This window comes from Hymenobacter caeli (assembly GCF_013294115.1).
Lineage (GTDB): Bacteria > Bacteroidota > Bacteroidia > Cytophagales > Hymenobacteraceae > Hymenobacter > Hymenobacter caeli.
The window spans coordinates 24,769-49,764 of record NZ_JABSNP010000002.1 but is presented as its reverse complement, the minus strand read 5'-3'; the positions used below and the strand labels follow the sequence as shown (position 1 = coordinate 49,764).

Annotated in this window: 19 protein-coding genes and 1 riboswitch; of the genes, 12 read left to right on the top strand and 7 right to left on the bottom strand. The window is 67.6% G+C overall.

Features of this window, described 5'->3' with window-relative positions; translation table 11 throughout:
• Positions 1-91: 91 nt before the first annotated feature.
• Positions 92-973, bottom strand: a complete 882-nt coding sequence (locus tag HNP98_RS22295) for a CPBP family intramembrane glutamic endopeptidase (RefSeq protein WP_173808369.1) — start codon at positions 971-973, stop codon at positions 92-94.
• A gap of 158 nt (positions 974-1,131) precedes the next feature.
• Between HNP98_RS22295 and HNP98_RS01935 the strand changes: the two genes are divergently transcribed.
• A complete protein-coding gene (locus tag HNP98_RS01935) occupies positions 1,132-1,551 on the top strand; it encodes a secondary thiamine-phosphate synthase enzyme YjbQ (protein ID WP_173808368.1) in 420 nt (139 codons plus the stop codon).
• 356 nt (positions 1,552-1,907) lie between these two features.
• Positions 1,908-2,345 carry a hypothetical protein gene (locus HNP98_RS01930; protein WP_173808367.1) on the top strand — a complete coding sequence of 146 codons (438 nt, stop codon included), beginning with the start codon at positions 1,908-1,910 and terminating at the stop codon, positions 2,343-2,345.
• A 28-nt stretch (positions 2,346-2,373) separates the two neighbouring features.
• Here the strand turns inward: HNP98_RS01930 and HNP98_RS01925 are convergent, their stop codons facing one another.
• Complete coding sequence (locus tag HNP98_RS01925) at positions 2,374-3,837, bottom strand: amino acid permease (RefSeq protein ID WP_173808366.1); 1,464 nt, start codon at positions 3,835-3,837, stop codon at positions 2,374-2,376.
• A 240-nt stretch (positions 3,838-4,077) separates the two neighbouring features.
• Positions 4,078-4,171, bottom strand: a riboswitch (SAM riboswitch).
• 58 nt (positions 4,172-4,229) lie between these two features.
• Positions 4,230-4,964, bottom strand: a complete 735-nt coding sequence (locus HNP98_RS01920; RefSeq protein WP_173808365.1) for a GAF domain-containing protein — start codon at positions 4,962-4,964, stop codon at positions 4,230-4,232.
• A gap of 123 nt (positions 4,965-5,087) precedes the next feature.
• On the opposite strand from HNP98_RS01920, the gene HNP98_RS01915 reads away from it, so the two are divergent.
• The 4 genes from HNP98_RS01915 to HNP98_RS01900 all read left to right on the top strand — a co-directional run bounded on the left by HNP98_RS01915 (position 5,088) and on the right by HNP98_RS01900 (position 10,086).
• Positions 5,088-5,771 carry a response regulator transcription factor gene (locus tag HNP98_RS01915; RefSeq protein ID WP_173808364.1) on the top strand — a complete coding sequence of 228 codons (684 nt, stop codon included), beginning with the start codon at positions 5,088-5,090 and terminating at the stop codon, positions 5,769-5,771.
• A gap of 249 nt (positions 5,772-6,020) precedes the next feature.
• Entirely contained in the window at positions 6,021-7,427 is a 1,407-nt protein-coding gene (locus tag HNP98_RS22145; RefSeq protein ID WP_173808363.1) for a sensor histidine kinase, read from the top strand.
• A gap of 123 nt (positions 7,428-7,550) precedes the next feature.
• The gene (locus HNP98_RS01905; protein ID WP_173808362.1) at positions 7,551-9,209 is read left to right on the top strand and encodes a SulP family inorganic anion transporter; all 1,659 of its coding nucleotides are present in this window, start codon (positions 7,551-7,553) and stop codon (positions 9,207-9,209) included.
• Between the two features lie 55 nt (positions 9,210-9,264).
• Positions 9,265-10,086: a carbonic anhydrase gene (locus tag HNP98_RS01900; protein WP_246274922.1), complete on the top strand. Its 822-nt coding sequence runs from the start codon at positions 9,265-9,267 to the stop codon at positions 10,084-10,086.
• A 70-nt stretch (positions 10,087-10,156) separates the two neighbouring features.
• Here the strand turns inward: HNP98_RS01900 and HNP98_RS22140 are convergent, their stop codons facing one another.
• On the bottom strand, positions 10,157-12,685 hold the full coding sequence (locus HNP98_RS22140; protein WP_173808361.1) for a M1 family aminopeptidase: 2,529 nt from the start codon (positions 12,683-12,685) through the stop codon (positions 10,157-10,159).
• Between the two features lie 193 nt (positions 12,686-12,878).
• Here HNP98_RS22140 and HNP98_RS01890 point away from each other — a divergent pair, with 193 nt between their 5' ends.
• The 4 genes from HNP98_RS01890 to HNP98_RS01875 all read left to right on the top strand — a co-directional run bounded on the left by HNP98_RS01890 (position 12,879) and on the right by HNP98_RS01875 (position 16,842).
• On the top strand, positions 12,879-14,861 hold the full coding sequence (locus HNP98_RS01890) for a TonB-dependent receptor plug domain-containing protein (protein WP_173808360.1): 1,983 nt from the start codon (positions 12,879-12,881) through the stop codon (positions 14,859-14,861).
• 198 nt (positions 14,862-15,059) lie between these two features.
• Entirely contained in the window at positions 15,060-15,536 is a 477-nt protein-coding gene (locus tag HNP98_RS01885) for a hypothetical protein (protein WP_173808359.1), read from the top strand.
• A gap of 90 nt (positions 15,537-15,626) precedes the next feature.
• Entirely contained in the window at positions 15,627-16,052 is a 426-nt protein-coding gene (locus HNP98_RS01880; protein ID WP_173808358.1) for a hypothetical protein, read from the top strand.
• A 226-nt stretch (positions 16,053-16,278) separates the two neighbouring features.
• On the top strand, positions 16,279-16,842 hold the full coding sequence (locus HNP98_RS01875) for a hypothetical protein (protein WP_173808357.1): 564 nt from the start codon (positions 16,279-16,281) through the stop codon (positions 16,840-16,842).
• Between the two features lie 37 nt (positions 16,843-16,879).
• Here HNP98_RS01875 and uvrA read toward each other — a convergent pair whose 3' ends face one another.
• Complete coding sequence (gene uvrA, locus HNP98_RS01870; RefSeq protein WP_173808356.1) at positions 16,880-19,417, bottom strand: excinuclease ABC subunit UvrA; 2,538 nt, start codon at positions 19,415-19,417, stop codon at positions 16,880-16,882.
• 223 nt (positions 19,418-19,640) lie between these two features.
• On the opposite strand from uvrA, the gene HNP98_RS01865 reads away from it, so the two are divergent.
• Positions 19,641-19,835: a hypothetical protein gene (locus HNP98_RS01865; protein WP_173808355.1), complete on the top strand. Its 195-nt coding sequence runs from the start codon at positions 19,641-19,643 to the stop codon at positions 19,833-19,835.
• A gap of 338 nt (positions 19,836-20,173) precedes the next feature.
• On the opposite strand, the gene HNP98_RS01860 is transcribed toward HNP98_RS01865, so the two are convergent.
• The gene (locus tag HNP98_RS01860; protein WP_173808354.1) at positions 20,174-20,443 is read right to left on the bottom strand and encodes a hypothetical protein; all 270 of its coding nucleotides are present in this window, start codon (positions 20,441-20,443) and stop codon (positions 20,174-20,176) included.
• Between the two features lie 376 nt (positions 20,444-20,819).
• On the opposite strand from HNP98_RS01860, the gene HNP98_RS01855 reads away from it, so the two are divergent.
• Positions 20,820-22,994 carry a bifunctional alpha,alpha-trehalose-phosphate synthase (UDP-forming)/trehalose-phosphatase gene (locus tag HNP98_RS01855; RefSeq protein WP_173808353.1) on the top strand — a complete coding sequence of 725 codons (2,175 nt, stop codon included), beginning with the start codon at positions 20,820-20,822 and terminating at the stop codon, positions 22,992-22,994.
• Positions 22,995-23,091: 97 nt separating this feature from the next.
• Here HNP98_RS01855 and HNP98_RS01850 read toward each other — a convergent pair whose 3' ends face one another.
• Positions 23,092-24,882, bottom strand: coding sequence for a glycoside hydrolase family 15 protein (locus HNP98_RS01850; protein WP_173808352.1), 1,791 nt, complete (start codon positions 24,880-24,882; stop codon positions 23,092-23,094).
• Positions 24,883-24,996: the final 114 nt, after the last annotated feature.

The window sequence follows — 24,996 nt, the reverse complement described above, 5'->3', positions numbered from 1 at the left end:
GCTAGGTTTTCGGCGCGAATAATCAACAAAGGTAACCGCGGAAAAGGTCGGCGTTTAGGGCCCCGTGCAGTTGCCCGCCGCCGCGGGGGCCCTACGCTGCCGCTGCTTCCCAAGCCGCCGGGGCTGCATCGGCGGCCACCGCGCTGGGGGCCCAAACCGGGGGCGCAGTTGTGCGCTGCACCCGCCACAGCACCACGGCCAGCACCAGCGCGGCCAGGACTACGGCCCCCACGTAAGCCCAGGCCGAACCGAACATTTCCAACGGTAAGTCCTTTTGCCAGGCCGTCGGGGCCCAGCGCACGATAACGAACGTTAAGGAATTGTTGAGCGCGTGCACCGCCATGCACACGCCCAGCGACTGGGTGCGGTAGTACAGCCAGCCCAGTAATAGGCCAAGCAGAAAGGCAAACACGCTTTGCGCCGGGTTGAAATGCACCAAGCCAAACAACAGGGCCGATTGCCCGATGGCCACCCAGGGCCGGCGGGTTCGCAACAAGCCTTGCAGTATTACGCCCCGGAACAACGCTTCTTCCAGCACGGGCGCGGCAACGGCCACCGCTACCAAGGCACTGGCCGGGTTTTTCATCATTTTTTGAAAAATGCTGTCCATCCAATTGGGCAGATGCAGGAAGCCCAGCAGCGAGAGCACCACGGCCGCAGCCAGTACCAGTACCGGCAGGGCGGCGTATAGGCCGGGCCGCGCCTGCCCTTTCAATTGCAGAGGCAGCCAGCGCTTACCGGCCCGCCACCGCAAAAACCCTAGCAGGGCCAGGTTGGTCCCTACTGTCAGCAAAATCGTTACGACGCCCAAAGGCCAGGCAAATGCTTTTTCTAGTATCAAGTAAAGCGGCACTCCCACCACCAGCGTAACCAGCAGGTACCACCCCAGAATGCCCCAGCTTTCGCCCAGCGTGGGGTAGGCCGGGGCGGGGCGGCTGGCCGCGGCCGGCGTTTCGGGTACGAGTAATTCCACGCGGGGCAGTGAATTGGGCAGAAAGAAGGGGCCCAAAGCTACCCAGCCGGCGCGCCAGGAACTACGGCTCGCGCCGCATTTATTTTGGCGGCCGGCTCCGCCCTCCCCTACCCGCGGGGCGGGGCCGCGTATGCCCACCCTCACCTCCACCGCTGCCCATGGTTGTTCAGAAACAGTTGCGGCTGCCGGCCCTGCGCCGGGGCTTCCACCTCATCACCGATTACGTGTTGGATGAACTGCCCGAGCTCCGGCAGGTGCGGGCCGGCCTGCTGCACGTGTTCATCCAACACACGTCGGCCAGCCTGTGCCTCAACGAAAACGCCGACCCCACGGTACGCCACGACTTCGAGCAATTCTTTAACCGCACGGCCCCCGAAAACGCGCCTTATTTCCGGCACAACGCGGAGGGCCCCGACGACATGCCGGCCCACCTGAAAGCCGCGCTGCTGGGCAGCAGCGTCAGCATCCCCGTCGCGAACGGGGCCCCGGCCCTGGGCACCTGGCAAGGCATTTACCTGGGCGAGCACCGCGACCACGGCGGCCGCCGCTCGTTGGTCCTCACGCTAATGGGCGAGTGAGCAACTGCCACCCCAGGATGCCCCAGCTCCCGCCCTAACGTGGGGCAGGCCGGGGCAGCGCGGTTGGCAGCGGCGGGCGTTTTGGGCACCGGCATTTCCATGCAGGACGGCGGAGAAAGGCGCAAGGAAGGGGCCTGAAGCACTGGCCCGCGCCCCACAGCACGTCACGGAACCTCGCATTTATTTCGGTGAGCCCCGCCCGCTGCGCTTCGCGGCTGGCCGACCAGAACCGCTACGCCCGCCGGGTTTTTGGGGGCGTTGGCGGGCCCCGCGTCACATTTTGGGCGGTGGGCCGTATGCGCCTTTGGGGTCTCTACGGCAGCATTTTTTGCCGATGGCCCGCCGCGGTTGCCCCCATGTCCGATGTCGTTCTCATTGCCGAGCCCTATGGCTCCATGCTGTTTGCCCCCGAAGTGCCCTGCCTGATTGTGCAGTGGCACAGCTTCGCCACCAGCGCCGAATTCCGCTCGTTGATGGACCGCGGCCTGGCCCTGTACCAGGCCAAAGCCCGCCAAATCAAGCCCCTGGGCTGGCTGGCCGACACCCGCCTGGTGGGCGCCGTGCGGGCCGAAACGCAGCAGTGGCTGAAGGACGACTGGAACCGGCGGGCCGCCGCCGCGGGCATCCACCACGTCAGCTTTGTGGTGCCCGAAACCGTGTTTGGGCAGATTTCAGTGGGCACGTACACCGAAAATGCGACCAAGGCCGACGCCTACGCCATCGACCCCAGCCAGCACCACACGCTGGCCACGGCCAAGGCGTGGCTGCGCGAGCAGCTGCAGCACCTCAAGTAAGCGGGCCGTTGCCGGGGCCCTGCGCGCGTTAAGCTGTGTCGGCGTCGCCGCGCGCCTGGGCCTGGCGCAGCTTGCTGTGTTTCTTGCCGTAGCCGTAGTAGATGGCCAGGCCGATGGCCAGCCACACGAACAGGCGCAGCCAGGTTTCCCAGGGCAGCGAGGCCATCATCACCAGGCACACCACGATGCCCAGGATGGGCACCACCGGCACCCACGGCGTGCGGAAGCTGCGGGGCGCGTCGGGGTTGGTGCGGCGCATGATCATCACGCCCAGGCACACCATCACGAAGGCCAGCAGCGTGCCGATGCTCGTCATTTCGCCCACCACGCTGATGGGCACGAAGCCCGCGAACACGGCAATGAACGAGCCCAGCAGCAGGCTCGACTGGAACGGGGTGTTGAAGGTGGGGTGCAGCCGGGAGAACACCGCTGGTAACAACCCGTCGCGCGACATCGAGAAAAACACCCGCGATTGCCCGAGCAAATCGACCAGAATAACCGACGTGTAGCCGATGAGGATGGCCAGGATCACGGCCGAGCTGAGCCAGGCGTAGGGCGTTTTTTCGATGGCGATGGCCACCGGGGCGGCGCTGTTCTTGAACTCGGTGTAATTAGCTAAGCCGGTGAGGACGTGGCCGAAGAGTACGAACAGCACCGTGCACACCGCCAGCGAGCCGAGGATACCGATGGGCATGTTGCGCTGCGGATTCTTGGTTTCCTGGGCCATGGTGGCCACGATATCGAAGCCGATGAAGACGAAGAAAATGACGCCCGCGCCGCGCAGAATGCCGCTCAGGCCGAACTCGCCAAACTTGCCGGTGTTGGCCGGGATGTAGGGCTGGTAGTTGGCGGGGTCGATGTAGCGCCAGCCCAGGGCGATGAATACCAGCACCACGGCCACCTTCAGGGCCACCACCAGGGCGTTGAACCAGGCGGAGCCTTTCGTGCCCCGCGTGACGATGGCCGTGATGGCCAGCACCACCAGCATGGCCGGCACGTTCACGTAGCCCGTCACCGAGGAGCCGTCGGCCAGCTTCGCCGACTCGAAGGGCGACATCACCAGCTGGGCCGGCAGGTGCAGGCCGTACTTGCCCAGGAACTTGATGAGGTACTGCGACCAGCTGATGGCCACCGTGGCGGCCCCCACCGAGTACTCCAGCACCAGGTCCCAGCCGATAATCCAGGCGAACAGCTCGCCCATGGTGGCGTAAGAGTAGGTGTAGGCCGAGCCCGACACGGGCACTAGGGCGGCAAACTCGGCGTAGCACAGCGCCGAGAAGGCGCAGCCCACGGCCGCCACCACGAAGGAGAGCGTGACGGCGGGCCCCGCGTTGTTGGCCGCGGCGATGCCGGTGAGCGAAAACAGGCCCGCCCCGATGATGACGCCGATGCCGATGGCAATGAGGCTGAAGCCGTTGAGGGTGCGCTTGAGGGTGTTGCCCCCGGTTTCGGCCGCTTCGCGCTGCAACAGGGCCAGTGATTTTTTCAGCATAACTACAACTCGGGGCCCGGCGCGGGCCGGGCGGTAAACAAGGTGGCCGCCGGGGCCCCGGGGGCCCGTTCCAACCACTCCCCATAAAAAAAGATTAATGCAAAGCCGGCCCGCCGCCGGCTGGGGCCCCTACCCGGCCCGGTGCCCAGCGCGACAACAGCGGCCGGTGGGCACGGGGCGGCGGCCGGCTACGGCCGGCAAAAGGGGCAACAAAAGGGAGGAGTACAGCACGGCAGCGCGTTTTTATCGAACCAGGCCTTGGCACCGGGCCCGCCAAGGGCGGGGGGTTGCCGGCGCGTCCACGAGCCTGTCTCTCGGCGCCTCTTTATAAAAACAACCCGCGGCGCACCGCGGCGTTGCCGGGCAAAGGTACGGCGGCGGGGGCCCCGGCGCTAGCGGGACAGGTCGGCCAGGGTTTGGCGCAGCTCGGTGTGCAGGCCGCGCACTACCTGGGTGGCCTCCTCGCGGCTGGAGCGGCGGTAGTCGAGGGCGGCCGCAGTGTCGGGCGCGCTTTCCCACTGCTGGAGCGAGGCCAGCGTGTCGATGCGGGTGAGCGACTGGCCGATGCGGGCGTCGACGCGCTGGCGCAGGGCGGCGGCCAGGCCGGGGTCGGTTTCCAGGGCCACGCGCAGGTCGAGCAGGGCCGTGGCCACGTCGCCGAGGCTGGCGAGCAGGACGCTTTCTTCGGCCGAAAACGTGCGCGGGGCGTGGTCCATCACGCACAGCGTGCCGATGGGGTAGCCGTCGGCCGAGCGCAGGGGCTGGCCGGCGTAGAACTGCAGGTTCAGCGCCGCCGCCGCGCCGGGGCTGGTGAGGTGGCAGGGGCGCGCCAGCAGGTTTTCGTACACCGTCACGCCGTCCTGCAAGATGGCCACCGAGCACAGGCTGTCGGGCCGCGCTACCCGCTCGAGGCCGGGCAGGCCCACGTTGCCGGCGAACACAACCTCCTCGGCCTCCACCAGCGACACCAGGGCAATGGGCACGCCGAAGAGCTTGGCCACGATGCCCACCAGGTCGTTGAAGAGCTGCTGGCCCGGCACGCTCAGCACCTGGTACCGGCGCAGGGCCTCGAGGCGGTGGGGCTCGTAAGCGGGAATCAGGTCGGGGTGCGCGGCGAGTTCGGTCATGTATTTTCTTGGCTAAGCACAAAGGCAATCCTATAAGTTCAGTTTATCGCCGGGCTTTAACGCGGCCGGGGGCCCGCCATTGGCGGCCGGTGCGTTCCTTTGGGGCCCCTACTGGCCGATGGTATGCGCATCTTATTAGTCGAAGACGAACCCGCCGTGGCGGCGTTCCTGCACCGGGGCCTCAGCGAGCAGGGCTACGCCGTGGACCTGGCCGCCGACGGCCTGCTGGGCCTGCACCGGGCCCAGTCGGTGCGCTACGACTGCCTGATTCTGGACCAGCTGCTGCCCGGCCTGAGCGGGCTGGAGGTGTGCCGCCAGGTGCGGGCCCTCGACGCGGGCGTGCCCATCCTGATGCTGACGGCGCTGGGCGAAACGGACGACAAAATCCGGGGCCTCGACGCCGGGGCCGACGACTACCTCGTGAAGCCCTTCGCCTTTGCCGAGCTGCTGGCCCGGCTGCGGGCCCTGGTGCGCCGCCGCGCCGAGGCCCCCGCGCCCGCCGCCGCCCCGCTGCGCCTGGCCGACCTCACCCTCGACCCCGCCGCCAAGCGCGTGGAGCGCGCCGGCCAGGCCGTGCAGCTCACCGCCCGCGAGTTTGCGCTGCTCGAATACCTGCTGCGCCACCAGGGCCGGGTGGTGAGCCGCGCCGACCTGCTGGAGCACGTCTGGGAGCTGAGCTTCGACACCGGCTCGAACGTCATCGACGTGTACATCAACTTCCTGCGCAAGAAAGTGGACAAGGACTTCGACCCCAAGCTCATCCACACGCTGGTGGGCATGGGCTACGTAATGAAAATCGAAAACTAAACGGGCCAGTTTGCTTGTACCGCCAAACCGTGCTCGGCCACGCACATACTGCCCCTGGGCAAGGCCACGCGCAGCTTGGCGGTGCCCCGTGCAACAAGCTCAACACTGCGCTAAACTGTATAGTCCCAAGGACTGCTGGCGCGGGAAAGAGACTTCGCTACGCTCGGCACGACGGCCCGTTAACCGGTTGGGGCCCTATACTTCACAAACCAGCCGCGCTCAAAACCCTTCACCTCCTCCCCCGCCGCCGTGTCCATTCGCCTGCGCCTGGCCCTGCAATTCGGCTCCATTCTGGTGGTGACGCTGCTGCTGTTTGCGTTGGCCATCTACTTCGTGACCCAGCAGGCGCGGCGTACCCTCTTCACCCAGAACCTGTTCCAGCGCACGCTGGTGGTGGGCCACGCCTACGCCGACGGCCAGGCCGACCGGTACGACACCAGCCGGCAGGCCTCGTACCGGCGCTACCTGCGGCAGCTCTACCGCACCCTGCCCGCCGAAGTGGGCCGGGTGTACGACGGGGGCGGGCGGCTGGTGTTCCGCGAGGGCCAGGGCCGGGCCCGGCCGGTGCCCGCCGCCTGGCTGGCCGCGGTGCGCCGCGCCGGCCGCGCCGTGCTCGAGCCCGAAACCGATTACCACGAAACCGTGGGCCTGCTCTACCGCGACGCCCGCCTGGGGCCCCTGGTGGTGGTGGCCTCGTCGGAGGACGAGGACGGCCGCCAGCAGCTCGGGCAGCTGCGGCGGCTGCTGGCGGCCGGCCTGCTGGCGGCCGTGGCGGCCCTGGGCGCGGGCAGCTGGGTGTTTGCCGGGCAGGCCCTGCGCCCGCTGCGGCGCATGGTGCGGGAAGTGGACGGCATCACGGCCACCGACCTGGGCCAGCGCCTGACCCCGGCCCCGGGGGCCGCCGACGAAATCGGCCGCCTGGCCCAGCGCTTCAACCGCCTGCTCGACCGGCTGGAGGCGGCCTTTGCCGGGCAGCGCACCTTCGTGCGCGACGCCTCGCACGAGCTGCGCACGCCCCTCACGGCCCTCATCGGCGAGCTGGAAGTGGCCCTGCTGCAAGCCGAGCGGCCCCCGGCCGCCTACCGCCGCGTGCTGCAACGCACCCTCGACTCGGCCCGGCAGCTCACCGACTTGACCAACGGCCTGCTGCAAATCGCCCGCGCCTCCGACGACCCGTCGCAGGTGCCGATGGGGCCCGTGCGGCTCGACGAGCTGCTGCTGCAAGCCCACGAGCAGCTGCTGCGCCGCTACCCCACCTGCCGCGTGGACCTGGACTTTGGCGACGAGGCCGACGCCGGGCCCTGGGCCGTGCGCGGCAACGAGGCCCTGCTGCTGGCCGCGGTGCTCAACGTGCTCGACAACGCGTGCAAGTTTTCGGGGCCCGGCGGCGGGGCCGTGACGGCCGCCCTGGCGCGGCTGCCCGCCCGGCTGGCCCTGCGCGTGGCCGACCAGGGCCCGGGCCTGAGCGCCGCCGATTTGCAGCAGGTGTTCGTGCCGTTTTTTCGGGGGGCGGCGGCGCGGGCGGTGCCGGGCCACGGCATCGGCCTGCCCCTGGCGGCCCGCATCATGGCGCTGCACGGGGGCACGGTGCGCGTGGAAAGCACCCCCGGCCAGGGCACCCAAGTGTGGCTCGAATGGCCCCCGGCGGCCCCGTAACGCAGGTTTTGGCGGTTTTAATTTCCTTTTAATTTGGCTTTAACCGGGTCTTAATAGCGGGGCCGTACCCTTGCGTTCCGATTTCCCGACCGGGAACCCGTTCGCTTGTCATCCCCGCGCCCCATGCCCCAGATTACCTCCTCCTCCGCCCGCACCGGAGCCCCAATTACCCAGCCTCCCGGCCCGGCCCCCGGGGGCCCCCGGCCGTCCTTGTTCAGCACCATCGGGCAGGACGCGCCGGCGGGGCTGGTGGTGTTTCTGGTGGCGCTGCCGCTGTGCCTGGGCATTTCGCTGGCCTCCGGGGCCCCGCTGCTGGCGGGCGTGGTGGCCGGCATCGTGGGCGGGGTGCTGGTGAGCTGGCTCAGCGGCTCGGCGGTGAGCGTGAGCGGGCCGGCGGCGGGCCTCACGGTGGTGATGCTCTCGGCCCTGGCCACGCTGGGCTCGTTTCCGGCGGTGCTGGCGGCCACGGTGGTGGCGGGCCTCCTGCAGCTGCTGCTGGGCGTGGCCCGGGCGGGCATCGTCGCGCTGTACTTCCCGGCGGCCGTCATCCGCGGGATGCTGGCGGCCATCGGCATCATCCTGGTCCTCAAGCAGCTGCCCCACTTCTTCGGGGCCGACGCGGATTTCTTCGAGGACATGAATTTTTCGCAGTTCGACGGGCAGAACACCTTTACGGAGCTGGCCGGCGCGGTGCGGGCCCTCAGCCCGGGCTCGGTGCTGGTGGGGGCCCTGGCGCTGGCCCTGCTGCTGCTTTGGAACACCGCGCCCGTGCGCCGGCAGCCCTGGGCCCGCCTGGTGCCGGGGGCCCTGGTGGCGGTGGTGGCCGCCGTGGCCCTCAACCAGCTCCTGAAAACCGTGGCCCCGGCCCTGCAGGTGCGCCCCGAGCACCTCGTGAAGCTGCCCGTGCTCACGTCGTGGGGCCAGCTGGCGGGCGCGATGACTTTCCCCGACTTCAGCGCCCTGCGCAACCCGGCCACCTACGGCGTGGCCTTCACCATCGCGGCGGTGGCCTCGCTCGAAACGCTGCTCAGCATCGAAGCCGTGGACAACCTCGACCCCCAAAAGCGCCACACGCCCCCCAACCGCGAGCTGCTGGCCCAGGGCGCGGGCAACCTGGTGAGCGGCCTGCTCGGGGGCCTGCCCCTCACGGCGGTCATCGTGCGCTCGTCGGCCAACGTGGCCGCCGGGGCCCAAACCCGGCTGGCGGCCTTCCTCCACGGCATTTTGCTGCTGGTGAGCCTATTGTTCCTGGGCTCCGTGCTGAACCTGATTCCGCTGTCGGCCCTGGCGGCGGTGCTGCTGGTGGTGGGCTTTCAGCTCACCCGGCCCGCGCTCTACCGCAAGCAGTGGGGGCTGGGCTGGGCGCAGTTCGGGCCCTTCATCATCACCATCGCGGCCGTGCTCTTCACCGATTTGCTCAAGGGCGTGGGCATCGGGCTGGTCCTCGGGTTCTTTTTCATCCTGAAAGACAACGCCAAGGCGGGCTCCTACCTGCGGCGCGACGACACCGCCAGCGGCGGCGCGGCGGACGCCGACGGCGACGAAGCCGCCCCGCTGCACCTGCGCCTGCCCGAGCACGTGTCCTTCCTCAACAAGGCCAGCATCGTGACGACGCTGGAGCAGCTGCCCACCGGCAGCCGCGTCATCCTCGACGGCACGCGCTCCGACGCCATCGACCACGACGTGCTCGAAGCCATCGAGGCGTTTCGGCAGGCGGCCCCGGCGCGGGGCATCGCCCTGGAGCTGCGCGGCATCCGCCGGGTGGCCGTGGGCAGCCACTAGCGCGGGGCCCGGCGCCTCGTTTTTTTCCGCTACATTTCATCAACACTCCGTTACTATGCGACCACAAATCGCGGCGCTGCGTAAAAAATCGTCCATTGCTTTGGCTTCGCGCCCCTCCCCCATGTCCAGCATCCAGGAAATTCTTGCCAACAACCGCCAGTGGGTGGCCGATAAAAACGCCCAGGACCCGGAGTACTTCCAGCGCATGGCCAACGGCCAGCAGCCCAAGTACTTGTTCATCGGCTGCTCCGATTCGCGGGTGCCGGCCTCGGGCATCACCGGCACGGGCCCCGGCGAGATGTTCGTGCACCGCAACATCGCCAACCTGGTGGTGCCCTCCGACCTGAACATGCTGAGCGTGCTGCAATACGCCGTGGAAGTGCTCGGCGTGCAGGACATCATGGTGTGTGGCCACTACGGCTGCGGCGGCGTGGCCGCGGCGGCCGCCAACAAGCAGTACGGCCTGATTGACAACTGGTTGGTGAACATCCGCGACGTGGTGCGGCTGCACGAAACCGAGCTGCTGCGCATCCCGGAGGGCCCCCAGCGCCTGCGCCGCATGGTGGAGCTGAACGTGGTGGAGCAGGTGCGCAACCTGGCCAAAACCAGCATCATCCAGAACGCCATGCGCTCGGAAAACCCGCCCCGCCTCCACGGCCTGGTGTACGACATCGCCGACGGCGTGCTCAAAGACCTGGACGTGAACGGCGAAGAGGTATTCGAGGACATGGAGCACATCTACGGCACCGAGGCCCCGGCCGACCCCGGCCAGGAAGCCCCCAAGGCGGTTAAGAAGGAAAAAGATTCCAGCCAGTACAACGGCGCGAACCACGCCCCGGGCACGGAGCCGGCGCTCAAGCTGGCCAAGGCCAAGTAACGGTTTGTTTAAACGCAAAAGAGGCCTTCCGCAACGTGCGGAAGGCCTTTTCTGCGTTTGAGCAAGCCCCTTATTTGGCCTGCTGAATCTCCTGCACGGCGCGTTCCAGCGTCTGGCGGTTGGCGGGCACGGCGGCACTGGCCGACTTCTGCACGGGCTCGCTTTGCAGCAGGCCGATGATGGCCTGGTCGGCCCCCTGCGCCTTGTACTGGATGCCGATGGCCTTGAGGCGGTCCACGTTTTCGGCGAACAGCTTGGGGTCGTCCAGGCGGGGCAGCATGGCGGCCATGCCGGGCAGCAGGCCGGCCTTGCCCGAGATGGGGGCCGCGTCGAATTTGTCGCGGATGTAGGGCCACTGGGCCGGGCCCCCGGCGGCGGCGTAGGTAGCGGCCACGGCCTGCACCACGGCGGCGTGGTCGTCGCCTTCCAGGGCCTGGGCTTTGGCTAGGGCCTGCGCGGGCGCTACTTCGGCCAGGGCCTGCAAGGCCGCGCCCTGCACGTTGTACGAGCGGCTCTCGGCCAGGTACTGCGTGAAGGTGGCCGCGTCGCGCTTGTCCTTCAGCTGGCCCAGGGCCCCCACGACGGCGGTTTGCACGTTGGGGTCCTTCTCGGTGGCCAGCCGCTTGCGCAGGGCGGGCGCGGCGGCCTTGGCCACGGTTTTGTTCTCCAAATCCAGGCTTTGCACGGCGGTCCGGCGCAGGCTGTAAAACTGGTCGTTGAGGGCGGCCAGCAGCAGGGCCCGGGCGGCGGGGTCGGTGGCCTGGGCGTCTTTGGCGGCGGCCACGGCCTCGCGGCGGTCCACGTACAGCGGGGCGTGGGCGTACTGGTAGGCGAAGGCGCTGAAGGGCTGGTTGTCCTTTTTCAGCCAGACCAGCTTCTTTTCGGCGTCCACGTTCACCAGGGCCGGCTGGCTCGCCAGCGGCATTTCAAACGTCTGGCTGGCCTGCGTCATCAGCACGCGTTGGCGCTGGGCCTTGCCGCCCACGTAGTAGTCGATGGCGAACGGCAGGCGGAACGGGGCCCCGTCCTGGGTTTGCTTCACGGTGACCAGCTCGGTTTTGCGGGCCGCGTCCCAGGCGTAGTCGATGGTCACGACCGGGTGGCCGGCCCCGAAGTACCACTGGTTGTAAAACCAGTTCAGGTCCTGGCCCGACACGGCTTCCATGGCCAGGCGCATCTGGTGGGCTTCGCCGTTGCCCAGGGCGTTGTCTTTCAGGTATTTCTGCAAGCCAGCGAAGAATACGTCGTCGCCCAGGTAGGTGCGCAGCATGTCCACCACGGCCCCGCCCTTCTGGTAGGTCACCAGGTCGAACACCTCTTCCCGGTCGCCGTAGTGGAAGCGCACGAGGTCCTTGGCGGCGTCGGCGGGGTTGGCGAGGTAGCGGCGCAGGTTGCCGTAGGTGTGGTAGTCGGCGGCCTCGCGGCCGTACTTGTGCTCGGCGTAGAGGCCTTCGGAGAAGTCGGCCATCGACTCGTTCACGGTCAGGTTGCTCCAGCTCTCGCAGGTCACGTAGTCGCCGAACCACTGGTGGAACAGCTCGTGGGCAATCACCGATTCTTCCTGGTACTCGCGGTCAATCAGCTCGCGGTCACTCATCTGCACCTGCTCGCCGTGCAGCGTGGCGGTGGTGTTTTCCATGGCCCCGCTCACGTAGTCGCGGCACACAATCTGGGCGTACTTGTTCCACGGAAACTCCACGCCCAGGCGGGTCGAGAAGAACTCCAGCATGTCGGGCGTGTTGCCAAAAATCTGCTTAGCGTAGGGCGCATACTTGGGTTCGAGGTAGTAGTTCACCTCCTTGCCGCGCCAGGTGTCCTTGTAGATTTTGAAGTCGCCGACCGCCATCATGAACAGATAAGGCGCGTGCGGCAGGTCCATTTTCCAGGTGTCGGTGCGCAGGCCGGGGCCGGCGGGCGTGCTGCCCACCATGCGGCCATTGCTGAGCGTCACGTACTTAGCGGGCACGGTCAGGGCAATTTCCTCGGTCGTTTTCTGGTTGGGCCGGTCGATGGTGGGGAACCAGGCCGACGAGCTTTCCGTCTCGCCCTGGGTCCAGATTTGCACCGGCTTGCCCTTGGTGGTGCTGTCGGGGTTGATGAAGTACAGGCCTTTGGCGTCGGTGATGGCGGCCGAGCCCTTCACCTTCAGCTCGTTGGGCTTGGCCGTGTACTCCAGGTACACGGTGTACTCCTCGCCGGGCTTGAAGCTGCGGCCCAGGCTGACATACAGGTTGTTCTGGTCGGTGTAGGTGTGCTGGAGGGGCGTTTGCTGGGTGCCGCTCATCAGGGCCACCGTCTTGATGTCCATGCCCTTGGCATCGAGCCGCAGCGAGTCGGTGGCGTAGCCGTGGGGCCGCAGCGTGACCCATTCCTGGCCGTAGAGGTAGCGCTTGGCGTAGTCGAACTTCACGGCCAATTTGGTGTGCACCAGGTCGTTGATTTTGGTGGCCGAGGCGCGGTAGGGCCCCACGGGGTCGGGGGCCGCGTCGCGCAGCGGCAGGGCGGGCGGGGCGGCCGGAGCCGGCGGCGGGGTGGGCGTTTGGCCCAGGGCGGGGCCGGCCAGCAGGCCCAGCAGGCCCAGCGCGGTAGAAATTTTCATAAAAGGAAGCGGGGGAAACGGGTCAGGGCCCAAAGATGCAGGATTTGGGCCGGGCGATGCAATCCCTCCCCCGGCCCCTCCCCAAAAGGGAGGGGTGTCAGTACCTGAATCGTTGAACGCACCCCTCCCCACCGGGGAGGGGCCGGGGGTGGGGTTGCGCCCCTAGCTTTGCGGAACCATCTCACGCCCAACCATGCCCGCTATACGCACCACCGCTACCCTGATCGGCAGTTTTTTCACCCTGGGGGCCCTGGCCCAGACGGCCCCGGCCGACAGCGCCCGCACCCTGCGCGAGGTGACGGTGTACGCCTCGCGCCTGGGCCAGGCGGCGGGCCAGACGGGCCGGGCCGTGACGGTTATCCCCGGCAGCCGGCTGAACGAGTACCCGGTGCTCTCGCTCGATGATTTGCTGCGCGTGCTGCCGGCGCTGGAAGTGCAGAGCCGCGGCAGCTTCGGGGCCCAGGCCGACGTGACGCTGCGCGGCTCGACCTTCACGCAGGTGCTGCTGCTGCTGGACGGCATGCGGCTGAACGACCCGCTCACGGGGCACTTCGCGGGCTACCTGCCCATCAGCCCGGCCGAGATTGAGCAGATTGAGATTGTGCGGGGCCCCGGCGCGGCCCTGTACGGGCCCGACGCGGTGGGCGGCTTCATCAACATCGTCACCAAAACCTTCGCCGCCACCCACCGGCCCGACGGCACCGCGCTGGCCGCCACGTTTTTGTCGGGCGAGTACGGGCTGAAGAGCACCAACCTGGGCTTCTATGGCCAGGACCACGGCCTGCGCCTGGCCGGGGGCCTGCTCAACAACACGGCCAGCGGCCAGCTGCTCGACGCGCCCGGCGGGGGCCGCAACGACATCAAGCTCAACACCTACTCGCTGTCGGGGGCCTACGACATCAGCCCGAAGTTCAGTGCCGCCGCCCGGGTCAGCTTCGACCGGCGCGACTTCAACGCCCAGAACTTCTACACTACCAACCTCGGCGACCGGGCCCGCGAAACCTTCACCCGCGACTGGTACCAGGGCCAGCTGCGCTACGAGTGGAGCGCCAAGGCCCGCACCGAGCTGCAAATCGTGGGCACGGCGAGCACTGACTATTACGTCTATACGCCCACGTCGGTGCCCAGCGACCACCTCATGCACTACCTCAACGTGCAGGGCCAGCACCAGCTGCAACTCAGCCCCAAGCTGCGGGCCACGCTGGGCGGCCAGGCCGACCGCCGCGCCGTGCTGAGCAACGACCGCGGCGACCACGCCGTGTGGCACACGGGGGCCTTCGCCGTGGCCGCCTTCGCCCCCACCCCCGGCCTGAGCGTGACGGGGGCCCTGCGCCTGGACCACGACCAGGCCTACGGCACCGAGCTGGTGCCGCAGCTCAACGCCAGCCAGCAGCTGGGCGAGCACCTGACCGTGCGCGGGGCCCTGGGCAAGGCCATCCGGGCGGCCAATTTCACGGAGCAGTACACCTCCAACGTGCGGCCGGGCATCACGCCCGCCGGCTTCAACGTGGGCGACCCGAACCTGGCCGCCGAGCGCACTTTCAACTACGAGGGCGGCGTGGACTACCAGCCCACGCCGGCGCTGCTGGCGCGGGCCACCTACTTCCACCGCGACGGCCGCAACCTGATTGACTACGTGGCCCAGTCCGGGGCCCAGGTGATTGCCGCCACCGGCCTCACGAACATCAACCCCGCCAGCAGCTACCGCTTCGCCCAAAACCTGTTCGACGTAACCACCCAGGGCGTGGAAACCGAGGTGCAGGCGCAGGCCCAGCTGGCCCCCGGCCTGCGCCTGAACGGCTCGCTGGGCTACACCTACGTGAACCTCGACAACCGGAGCGGCGTGGAGTCGCAATACCTCTCGAACGTGGCGCGGCACCTGCTCACGGGCAGCGCCAGCTTCACGCACCGCCGGGCCAACCTGGCGGTGAGCGGCGTGTTCAAGCAGCGCGCCGCCCAGCAAACCGACCCGGCCAGCGCCACGGCCCTGCCCAGCGTGCTCACCCCCACCTACGCCGTATTTAATATCCGCGCCGAAGTGGCCCTGCTGCCCGGCCGCCTCTGGGTGCTGGGCCAGGTCCAGAACCTGTTCGACGCCCGCTACGCCGACCTGCTGGGGGCCCAGATGCCCCGCCGCTGGGCCATGCTGGGGGCCCGGCTGGCGCTGGCACGTTGAGTTTGCGGCACACCAGGGCAGGCCTCCTCAACTATAAATTTGGCTCTGGAGGACACCGGCAAATCAACTTATTTGATTTTTTACTGATGACTGTTAAGTATTTAGGTAAATATCTAGGGACTTTTAGCTATTTTATACTGGCATTGTAGTCAGGCTTTGGGCAGCGTATTTCGTGGCGTCAATACTTTCGCCCGGCCCATGCGACCCTCCTTGCTTCTCGCGGTACTACTCCTTGCCAACGGCGTGGCTTTTGCCCAGGCCCGCCCGCCCGTTTCCCGGCCTGACTCTGTGGCTACCGGGGCCCCCGCGCCGGCCGCACCCGATACGCTGGCAGCCCTGCACCGGCTCTTTGCCACGCGGCGGCAGCGGCGCAACTATGTAGCCGGCGGCACGGCCCTGGTTGCGGTGGGCGGCCTGGTAATTGGCAGTTCGGGTGCCCGGCCGTCCGGTAGCGGCGGTGGCGGCAGCTACGGCATAGGTGGTGGCGCGGGCCTCGACGGCATGGCCATTGGCACTTTTTTCACCGGCGTAGTGGGGGCCCTGGCGCTCGGAGGCGAGCTGATTTATTACGTCCAGTACAGCGAAAAGAATGAGCGCCGGGCCGTGGCCGCCTTCGAGGCGCACCGACTGCCCCGGGGCCTCAGGCGGGAATTAAAGCCTAAGTTTTTCCGCTGAAGCGTGCTCGGCATCGCTACTGGAGCATAGCCGGGCCAGCACTAATCCTGACGAATCCACCAACGTGAGGCTGTTTCACACCGCATCACTATGCGCTTCCACCCGTTTTTCGCGCTGTTCGCGCTGGCCGCCCACGCAGCGTCTGCCCAGGTTCCGCTACCCGTTCCCCGCCCCGATTCGCTGGCCACCGTGATACCGGCGCAGCCAGCAGCTGACACGCTGGCGGCCATCCACAAGCTGTTTGCCAAGCGACGGCGGCAACAAACGGCTGGGGGCCTGGGCATTGTGGCGGCGGCTGCGGTAGGCATTGCGCTGGCACAAGCTACTTCTCCGGCTAGCGAAAAAAACAGCAATTCCCTGGGACTTGGCCTCCTGGCCATTCCGGTACTGGCAATCGAACTGTTTGCTTTTGACTCATTTAACCTCAAAAACGAGCGGCTGGAAACAAAAGATTTTAAAGCCCACAAGTCATCCAAGTGGTTAAAGGGCAAGCTAAAACACGTGTTTTCCCAGTAGCCTTACCCCGTCAAAAACCGCCGCAGGTACGGCGCAATGCGGTGGGCTGGGGCCCGCGCCACGCCGGCCGGGGCCTCAAGCAGGAACGAAAGCCCGGGTTCTTCCATGAGCCGTACCCGTCCCCAGCTCCAGCGCATGGCCGGTGTGCGCCTGGCGCTGGCGTGGAAGGCCGGTTGGGCTCGAACCCAAAAACCTGGGTGACAGTGTTTCTGGTGGCTTTGGCGGCATGAAACAAGCCCAATACTGCTGTACTTTGCGGCAGCTCAATTCCTCCTTCTCAATGCGCTTCTATCTGGTTTTCGCGTTTTTTCTGTTGGCCACTGGGGCGGTATCTGCCCAAACCGCCCCGCCCATTTCCCGCCTCGATTCGGCCCTGGCCATTTCGCAGGCGCAGGTCCAGGCCTTGCAAGCGCAAGCGCAGGCCCAAGTTTTGCAGGCCCAGGCGCAAGCGGCTACCGACACCGCGGCGGCCCTGCACCGCTTGTTTATGCGGCGGCGGCAGCGCGGCCACCTGCTGGCCGCCGGCCTCGTGGGCTTCACCGCCCTCAGCGTAGGTGTTGTGAACAACACCAGCCGCCCCTACGAGTTTCAGGGCCTGTTTCAGGCCGCTTTTGTCGTGGTAGTGGTAGTACCCTTGCTCATAGGCAGCTTTGCTTACCACGCGCAGTACAACCACCGAAGAGAACGCCGGGCCGTGGAGGCTTTCGAGCGCCACCAGCTGCCCGCCGCCGTCAAATCGCAGCTGCAAAGGCAATTTTTCGAGCTGCCGACCAAAGCCATGGGCCGCTGATAGGCACGCCCCGACCCTGGCCGTTCCGGGCGGGCCCCTACCCCGCCAGAAACCGCGCCAGGTACGGCGCAATGCGGCTCGCCGGGGCCCCCGCCACCTCCGCCGGGGGCGCGGCGATGACCACGCGGCCGCCCTCGTCGCCGGCCCCGGGGCCGATGTCGATGAGCCAGTCGGCGGCGGCGATGACGCGCATTTCGTGCTCCACCACCACGACCGTGTTACCGGCTTCCACCAAGGCGTTTAGCTGCGTCAGCAGCCGCTCTACGTCGGCGGGGTGCAGGCCGGTGGTGGGCTCGTCGAGCACGTAGAGGGTGTGGCCGCGGGCGGGGCGCTGAAACTCGGTGGCCAGTTTCACGCGCTGGGCCTCGCCGCCCGATAGCTCGGTGGCGGGCTGGCCCAGGCGCAGGTAGCCCAGGCCCACGTCGCGCAGCACGGTGAGGGGCCGGCGCACGGTGGCGTCGGCGGCGAAGAAGGCCCAGGCGTCGTCCACGGTCAGGCCCAGCACGTCGGCAATGCTTTTGTCCTGGTACTTGATTTCCAGGGTCTTCTCGTTGTAGCGGGCCCCGTGGCACACCGGGCAGGGCGCGTACACGCTGGGCAGAAACAGCAGCTCCACCATCACGAAGCCTTCGCCCTGGCAGTTTTCGCAGCGCCCCTTGGCCACGTTGAACGAGAACCGGCCGGCGTCGTAGCGCCGCTTTTTAGCCTCGGGGGTGTTGGCAAACAGCTGCCGCACGGCGTCGAACAGGCCCGTGTAGGTGGCCAGGTTCGAGCGCGGCGTGCGGCCAATGGGGCGCTGGTCGACCTGCACCAGGCGGCGGATGCCGGCCAGGCCGCTGGCCAGGTGGCCGCCGGTGGCCGCGGGCGCGGCGCGCTCCAGCGGGTCGCCTTCCTCGTCTTCGGCGGGCAGGGCCTGGCCGAGCTGGGCGGCCACCAGCTCCACCAGCACCTGGCTCACAAGGCTGGATTTGCCCGAGCCCGACACGCCCGTGACGGCCGTGAACACGCCGAGCGGGAAATCAACGTCTAGGTTAGTAAGGTTGTGGCGCGTCACGCCGCGCAGCTGGAGCCAGCCGGCGGCCGGGCGCGGCACGGGCAGCGCGGGCTTCGCGGCGTCGAAGAGGTAGCGGCGGGTTTGCGACTCGGCCACGGCGGCCAGGCCGGCGGGCGGGCCGCTGTAGAGGATGCGCCCGCCCAGAGCCCCGGCCTGGGGCCCCACGTCCACGAGCCAGTCGGCCTGGCGCACCACGTCGAGGTTGTGCTCGACCACGAACAGCGAGTTGCCCGCGCGTTTCAGGCCGGCCAGGGCCGCGAGCAGGGCCTCGGTATCGGCGGGGTGCAGGCCGGCGGAGGGCTCGTCGAGCACGTACACCACCCCGAACAGGTTGGAATACAGCTGGGTGGCCAGCCGCAGCCGCTGCAGCTCGCCGGGCGAGAGCGTGGGCGTGCCGCGCTCCAACGACAGGTAGCCCAGGCCCAGATCGAGCAGCACGGCCAGGCGGGCCCCCAGGTCGGCGGCAATGCGCTGGGTGACGATGGCCTTCTCCGGCGCGGCGGCTTCGGCCTGCTTGCTCAGCGCCTTATCCTCGGCGTAGGGCCCCAGCACCTCGGCCAGGCGCTGGAGGGGCAGGCGCGAAAAGTCGGCGATGTCGAGCCCGGCGAAGGTGACGGCCAGGGCCTCCCGGCGCAGGCGCTTGCCGTGGCAGGTGGGGCACTCCTGGCTGCGCATGTACTGGGCCACGCGCTTCTTCATCAGGGCGCTTTGGGTGGTGGCGAAGGTGTGCAGCACGTGCCGCTTTACGCCCGTGAAGGTGCCCATGTAGTTGGGCGGCTCCTGCCGTTTCAGGGCCCGCTGGGTTTGCTCGGGCGAGTAGCCGGGGTACACGGGCACCACGGGCTGCTCGTCGGTGAACAGGATCCAGTCGCGGTCCTTCTGGGGCAAGTCCTGCCAGGGCGTGTCCACGTCGTAGCCCAGCGTCACCAGAATGTCGCGCTGGTTTTGGCCGCCCCAGGCCTGGGGCCAGGCCGCCAGGGCCCGCTCGCGGATGGTGAGCGTGGGGTCGGGCACCATCGTCTGCTCCGTCACTTCGTACACGCGGCCCAGGCCGTGGCAGGTGGGGCAGGCGCCCTCGGGCGTGTTGGGCGAAAAGCCTTCGGCGTACACAATGCCCTGGCCCTTGGGATAGTCGCCGGCCCGCGAGTACAGCATCCGCAGCAGGTTGGCGAGCGTCGTAACCGAGCCCACCGACGAGCGGGTGCTCGGGGCCCCGCGCTGCTGCTGCAACGCCACGGCCGGCGGCAACCCGTCGATGCGGTCCACCTCGGGCACCGCCATTTGGTGGAACAGCCGCCGCGCGTAGGGCGACACCGACTCCAGGTAGCGCCGCTGGGCCTCGGCGTAGAGCGTGCCGAACGCCAGGCTCGATTTGCCCGAGCCCGACACGCCGGTGAACACCACCAGCGCGTCGCGCGGAATGTCCACGTCCACGTTTTGCAGGTTGTGCTCGCGGGCGCCGCGCACGGTCACGTAGCCGGCAAGCGGCTCATTGGTAGTTTTTTGGGAAGCGTCGGCCATGAAATCGGGGCAAGAGAGTGCCGCCGGGTAGCGGCGGCACGGCTTCCTCATACGCAGCCGGGGCCCCGGCATCTGGGCTTGGGGCCCGTTTGCGGGCAAGGATTATGCGCCGGCAACGGGCTACTGCCAGCCTGTGCGCAGCTAAGGGGCTGGGCGCGAAACCCGCTAACTTACCTTTGCTGCGCACGGGAGGTTACGGCCCCCGACCTGGCGTTTCTTAAAAATGAAGCCCCGACTGGTGGAACAGTCGAGGCTTCGGAAGTGGGGGCTGATTAGCAACCCTCAACTTCATCTGGAAATGAAAAAGGGACGTGCAAAACAACTGTGGCAAGAATGGGGCAAACCTGTTCTGCTAGAGCTTTTGAAAGGAGCAGCGAAGGCCATCGGCCTGTTGTTGCTCACTCATCTACTCGGCTAGTTGGGGAGAGGTGGTCGGCCGGGCGCTGGCCACCTCTTTTTGTTTTGTACGCTACAAAGGTAGTGGCAGTTGGGGAAACGTTGTCAATAATTTCTGACAAGAGAATGCGCCTACTCCACTAGCTGCGAAGCCGGGAGCAAGCGCGGAATCTTTGGAAAGTTGCAGGCCAGGCAAAAGCGCAGTGAGCACGTCATTCAACCCCGCTCAGCGGGACTCATTCGCTGCCTTTACGCAGCCAGTAACCACTCGCCACGCCGGGGCCCCACGCAAGCGGCCGCGGCGGGAATTGCTCCCGCCGCGGCCGCTTGGTTTTGTTGCGTCAGGCGCAGGGGCCCGCGCTACCGGTGGCCCCGGCCGCCGTGCCCGCCACTGCCGTAGCTGTGCACGCCGCCGTAGCCGCGTCCGCCCCGGCCACCGTAGTAGCCGCCGCCGCGACGGTAGGGCGTTTCAACGATGACGTTGGTGCGCGGACCGTAGCCGTAGTATGGCCGCGGGCCATAATAGCCACCACCGTAGCCGTAGCCCCCGCCGCCGTAGTAGCCACCGGCCCCGATGGAGGCGGTGCAGCCGCTGAGCAGCACGACGAACAACCCTAGAGCGAACAACATGGATTTAATTTTCATAACGCAAAGCGCCGGAACGCGTCGATTAAAAGCAAGATGCTAACCGCCTGCTATTAAGACAAAATACAGGCCAGAATGATTGCCTGAAGCCCGTGGATACGGCGGACCTCGAGCCGGGCGCGAGGCGAGCCGGGCGCGAGGCCCCGAATTAAGCGGCGCGGCGGCGCAAATTGGGGGTTGGGAGCAGGCCGGTTCCCGGTATTCTTCTCTCACGAACACGGGGCCGCACGGGCCGCGCGGCAGCTTTTGAGGGCCCACCGGTGAGAGACCGGCCCCAAAAGATGAGCAAAGAATGAGTAAAAAGGGCTGTTTTTGGTGTTCCCCACGTACACCAACGGGTTCTACCATCCGAAAAAGCTGCATGCCGAAAACCATTATCGTCTCTAACCGCCTCCCCACCAAAGTACAACGCACCGAAAACGGCCTCACCTTCCAGCCCAGCGAGGGCGGCCTGGCCACGGGCCTGGGCTCCATCTACCGCCAGGACGGCAACGCCTGGGTGGGCTGGCCGGGCCTGTTTTTAGAAGACGCCGCCGAGGAAGACTTCATCGCCGAAGCCTTGCGCACCGACAGCATGGCCCCGGTGTTCCTGACGGAGGCCGAAATTCAGGAGTATTACGAGGGATTCAGCAACTCCACGCTCTGGCCCACCTTCCACTACTTCCCCCAGTTTGCCACCTACGAGCCCGCCCACTGGGCCGCCTACGTGGCCGTGAACGAGAAATTTTGCCGCGCCGTGCTGGCCCTGGCGGGCCCCGAGGACACGATTTGGGTGCACGACTACCAGCTGCTGCTGCTGCCGGCCCTGCTGCGCCGCGAGCGGCCCGGCTGCACCATCGGCTTTTTCCTGCACATCCCCTTCCCGTCCTACGAGCTGCTGCGGGTGCTGCCCTGGCGCGCCGAGCTGCTGCACGGGCTGCTCGGGGCCGACCTCATCGGCTTCCACACCTTCGGCTACATGCGCCACTTCCTCAGCGCCGTGAGCCACCTGCTGGGCCTGCCCACCCAGAACGGGCTGATTGAAACGCCCACCCGCACGGTGCTCGTCGACGCCTTCCCGATGGGCATCGACTACGAGCGCTACGCCGAAGCCGCGGCCTCGGACGCGGCCCGGGCCCACGAGCGCACCTACCGCCAGGCCCTGGGCACGGGCCGCGTGGTGCTCTCCATCGACCGGCTCGACTACACCAAGGGCATTGCCCAGCGCCTGCTGGCCTTCGGGCAGCTGCTGGGGCGCTACCCCGAGTGGGTGGGGCAGGTGAGCCTGCTGATGGTGGTGGTGCCCTCGCGCGACCAGGTGCCGCAGTACGCGGCCCTCAAGCAGGAAATCGACGAGCTGGTGGGCCGCCTGAACGCGCAGTACCGCACCATCGACTGGAACCCAATTCATTACTTCTACCGCTCGTTTCCGCCCGACGAGCTGGCGGCGCTGTACCGGCTGGCCGAAGTGGCCCTCGTGACGCCCATGCGCGACGGCATGAACCTGGTGGCCAAGGAGTTCGTGGCCAGCAAGGCCGACGGGCGCGGGGTGCTCATCCTCAGCGAGCGGGCCGGGGCGGCCCGCGAGCTGTCCGACGCCTTGGTCATCAACCCCACCGACATCAACGGCCTCGCCGAGGCCCTGCACCAGGCCCTGGTGATGCCCGCCGACGAGCAGGCCCAGCGCCTGGACACGATGCGGGCCCTGGTGAAGCGCTACAACGTGTTTTCGTGGGCCAAGCTGTTCATGAACCAGCTGGCCTACAGCAAGATGAAGCAGCACACGCTGGCCCCCGACATGCTCGACGCCGGCACCACCGACGGCCTGGTGGGGGCCTACCGCGCCGCGCCCCGGCGCCTGCTGCTGCTCGACTACGACGGCACGCTGGCCCCCTTCCACCCCAACCCCCAGCGCGCCGAGCCCGACCAGGAGCTGCGCCTGCTGCTGCGGGCCCTCACCGACAACCCCCAGAACCGGGTGGTGGTCATCAGCGGGCGCGACCGGGCCACGCTGGAGCGCTGGCTGGGCCACCTGCCGCTCGATTTCATCGCCGAGCACGGCGTGTGGCTGCGCCCGGCCGGCGCGGAGTGGGCGCTGTTCCAGACCCTGCGCAACGATTGGATGCGCGAGATGCGCCCGGTGCTGGAGCTGTACGTGGCCCGCACCGCCGGCTCGTTCATCGAGGAGAAGGACTACTCGCTGGTGTGGCACTTCCGCCGCGCCGACGCCGAGCTGGGGGCCGTGCGCGCCCGCGAGTTGCTCGCCCACCTCACCTTCATGACGTCGAACACCGGCTTGCAGGTGCTGGAAGGCAACAAAGTCATCGAAATCAAAATCGCCGGCATCAACAAAGGGGCCGCCGCCAGCCGCTGGCTGGCCCAGTACCCGGCCGAATTCGTGCTGGCCCTCGGCGACGACCGCACCGACGAGGACACCTTCCGGGCCCTGCCGCCGCCGGCCTACACCGTCCGGGTGGGGACGGGGGCCCGCTCGCTGGCCCGCTTCCACCTGCCCGACGTGGCCGGCGTGCGGGCCCTGCTGCGCCGGCTGATTTAGCAACTGGTGCCATTTCTAACTGAAAAGGCCCGCTGGTTAATCCAGCGGGCCTTTTGCATAGGCTTGGGGGCGGGGCTCACCGCCGAAGAAGCGGTTGTTATTCCTCGATAAACTTCGGCAGGTCCAGCTTATTGGCGATGCGGTAGGCGGCGTTTACCAGGCCCACGTGGCTGTAAGCTTGGGGAAAGTTGCCCCACTGCGAGCCGGTTTTGGCGTCTACGTCCTCGCTGAGCAGGCCCAGGTGGTTGGTGTACCCGGCCAGCTTGTCGAACTCCACAATGGCCTCGTCCACGCGGCCCACGCAGGCCAGCGCGTCCACGTACCAGAACGAGCAGATGAGGAACGTCGTCTCGGGCGTGCCGAAGTCGTCGGCGTGGCGGTAGCGGTAGAAAAGGCCCTCGGGCGTTTTCAGCTCCTTTTCCAGGGCCTCCAGGTGGCGGTGGGCCCGGTCGGAAGCCGGGTCGAGGTAGCCCATCATGATGAGCTGGATGGTGCTGGCGTCGAGGTTGTCGGAGCCGATGGCGTTGGTGTAGGCCTGCTGCTCGGGGCTGAAGCACTCCTCGATGTGGGCGGCGGCCACGTCGCGCAGCCGCTCGGCCTGGGCCGCCAGGTCGGGGCGGCCCAGGCGGCGGGCCACCCGGGCGGCGGCGTGGCTGCCGGCCCAGTGGAACAGGTAGGTGTAGCAGTGCCGCTGCGCGATGTGGCGGAACTCCCAGAGGCCGGCGTCGGGCTCGTCCATCGTGCGGGCAATCATGTCCAGCGCGTCGGTCACCAGCTGCTCGGCGTTGCGGCGGGTGGGGTCCTGGAAGCGGGCGTCCACGTAGAGCGGCAGCAGGGCCACCAGCACCTGCCCGTACACGTCGTTCTGGACGTGGGTGTAGGCGTCGTTGCCGATGCGCACCGGCTGGTTGCCCAGGTAGCCGGCCAGGTCCAGCTCCTGCTCCACCAGCTTGGCCTCGCCGGTGATGCCGTAGAGCGGCTGGTAGCGGGCCTGCCGGGGGCGCGGCAGGTTGGCGATGTACTGGAAGTAGCGGTCCATTTCCTCGTAGTGGCCGATGTTGTTGAAGGCCGTGAGGATGTAGTAGGTGTCGCGCATCCAGCAGTAGCGGTAGTCCCAGTTGCGGGTGCTGCCGGGGGCCTCGGGCAGGCTGGTGGTGGTGGCCGCGATGATGGCCCCCGTGTCTTCGTACTGGTGGATTTTCAGGGCCAGGGCGGAGCGAATCACCTGCTCCTGGCGGAAATTGCCGATGCTGGTGCTCTTCACCCAGCCGCGCCAGTAGGCCAGCGTGCCGCGCAAAAACTGCTCGGCCGTGTTCTCCAGCGGCGCTTCCAGCGGGGCCCCGTAGGTGAGCACCAGGTACTTGGTTTCGTTGAGCAGGAAGTCCTGCTCCTCCAGCACGTAGGTGAGCGGCAGGTTGGTGGTGAGGCGAATTTCCTCCTCCAGGCCCAGGTAAGCCACGTGGTTGGAGCTGCGGCGGCGCGTGAGGGCCAGCCGGCCGTAGTCGCCCACGGGGCGGCAGGCCACCCGCACGCGGGGCGAGCCGGCCAGCGGCTCCACCTTGCGCACCAGCATCAGGGGCTTGTAGTAGCGCTCGTACTGCGCGAAGCGGGGCGCGAAGTCCGTGACGCGGTAGCTGCCCTCCGCCGTGGTAATCTCGGTGCACAACACGTTGGTGTTCACCTCGTAGTACTGGTGCGCGGTGAAGGCGGCCCCGCCGGCGGGCCGCACGCTGTACTCGCCGCCCTTGGCGTCGTCGAGCAGGCTGCCGAACACGAAGCTGCTGTCGAAGCGCGGCCAGCAGAGCCAGCGCACGGCGGTGTCGGTGCCAACGAGGCCCAGAAAGGCGCAGTTGCCGATCAGGCCCATCTCATAGGTATGTTTGCTCATCAAAATCGGGGTTTTAGGGAAGCAGGGCCCCGGTGGGCCCGCGCCTTAGTACCCCGTTCGGGGCCTTGTAGTTGCCCGGGGCCCGCGCCCGGCCCGGCTTGCCCGTGCCTCGCC

Bases quoted from the DNA above. Each gene is read 5' to 3' on its own strand.
- HNP98_RS01935 (WP_173808368.1), top strand. From the start codon at position 1,132: ATGGTTGTTCAGAAACAGTTGCGGCTGCCGGCCCTGCGCCGGGGCTTC.
- HNP98_RS01930 (WP_173808367.1), top strand. From the start codon at position 1,908: ATGTCCGATGTCGTTCTCATTGCCGAGCCCTATGGCTCCATGCTGTTT.
- HNP98_RS01925 (WP_173808366.1), bottom strand. From the start codon at position 3,837: ATGCTGAAAAAATCACTGGCCCTGTTGCAGCGCGAAGCGGCCGAAACC.
- HNP98_RS01920 (WP_173808365.1), bottom strand. From the start codon at position 4,964: ATGACCGAACTCGCCGCGCACCCCGACCTGATTCCCGCTTACGAGCCC.
- HNP98_RS01915 (WP_173808364.1), top strand. From the start codon at position 5,088: ATGCGCATCTTATTAGTCGAAGACGAACCCGCCGTGGCGGCGTTCCTG.
- HNP98_RS01905 (WP_173808362.1), top strand. From the start codon at position 7,551: ATGCCCCAGATTACCTCCTCCTCCGCCCGCACCGGAGCCCCAATTACC.
- HNP98_RS01900 (WP_246274922.1), top strand. From the start codon at position 9,265: ATGCGACCACAAATCGCGGCGCTGCGTAAAAAATCGTCCATTGCTTTG.
- HNP98_RS22140 (WP_173808361.1), bottom strand. From the start codon at position 12,685: ATGAAAATTTCTACCGCGCTGGGCCTGCTGGGCCTGCTGGCCGGCCCC.
- HNP98_RS01890 (WP_173808360.1), top strand. From the start codon at position 12,879: ATGCCCGCTATACGCACCACCGCTACCCTGATCGGCAGTTTTTTCACC.
- HNP98_RS01885 (WP_173808359.1), top strand. From the start codon at position 15,060: ATGCGACCCTCCTTGCTTCTCGCGGTACTACTCCTTGCCAACGGCGTG.
- HNP98_RS01880 (WP_173808358.1), top strand. From the start codon at position 15,627: ATGCGCTTCCACCCGTTTTTCGCGCTGTTCGCGCTGGCCGCCCACGCA.
- HNP98_RS01875 (WP_173808357.1), top strand. From the start codon at position 16,279: ATGAAACAAGCCCAATACTGCTGTACTTTGCGGCAGCTCAATTCCTCC.
- uvrA (WP_173808356.1), bottom strand. From the start codon at position 19,417: ATGGCCGACGCTTCCCAAAAAACTACCAATGAGCCGCTTGCCGGCTAC.
- HNP98_RS01865 (WP_173808355.1), top strand. From the start codon at position 19,641: ATGAAGCCCCGACTGGTGGAACAGTCGAGGCTTCGGAAGTGGGGGCTG.
- HNP98_RS01860 (WP_173808354.1), bottom strand. From the start codon at position 20,443: ATGTTGTTCGCTCTAGGGTTGTTCGTCGTGCTGCTCAGCGGCTGCACC.
- HNP98_RS01855 (WP_173808353.1), top strand. From the start codon at position 20,820: ATGCCGAAAACCATTATCGTCTCTAACCGCCTCCCCACCAAAGTACAA.
- HNP98_RS01850 (WP_173808352.1), bottom strand. From the start codon at position 24,882: ATGAGCAAACATACCTATGAGATGGGCCTGATCGGCAACTGCGCCTTT.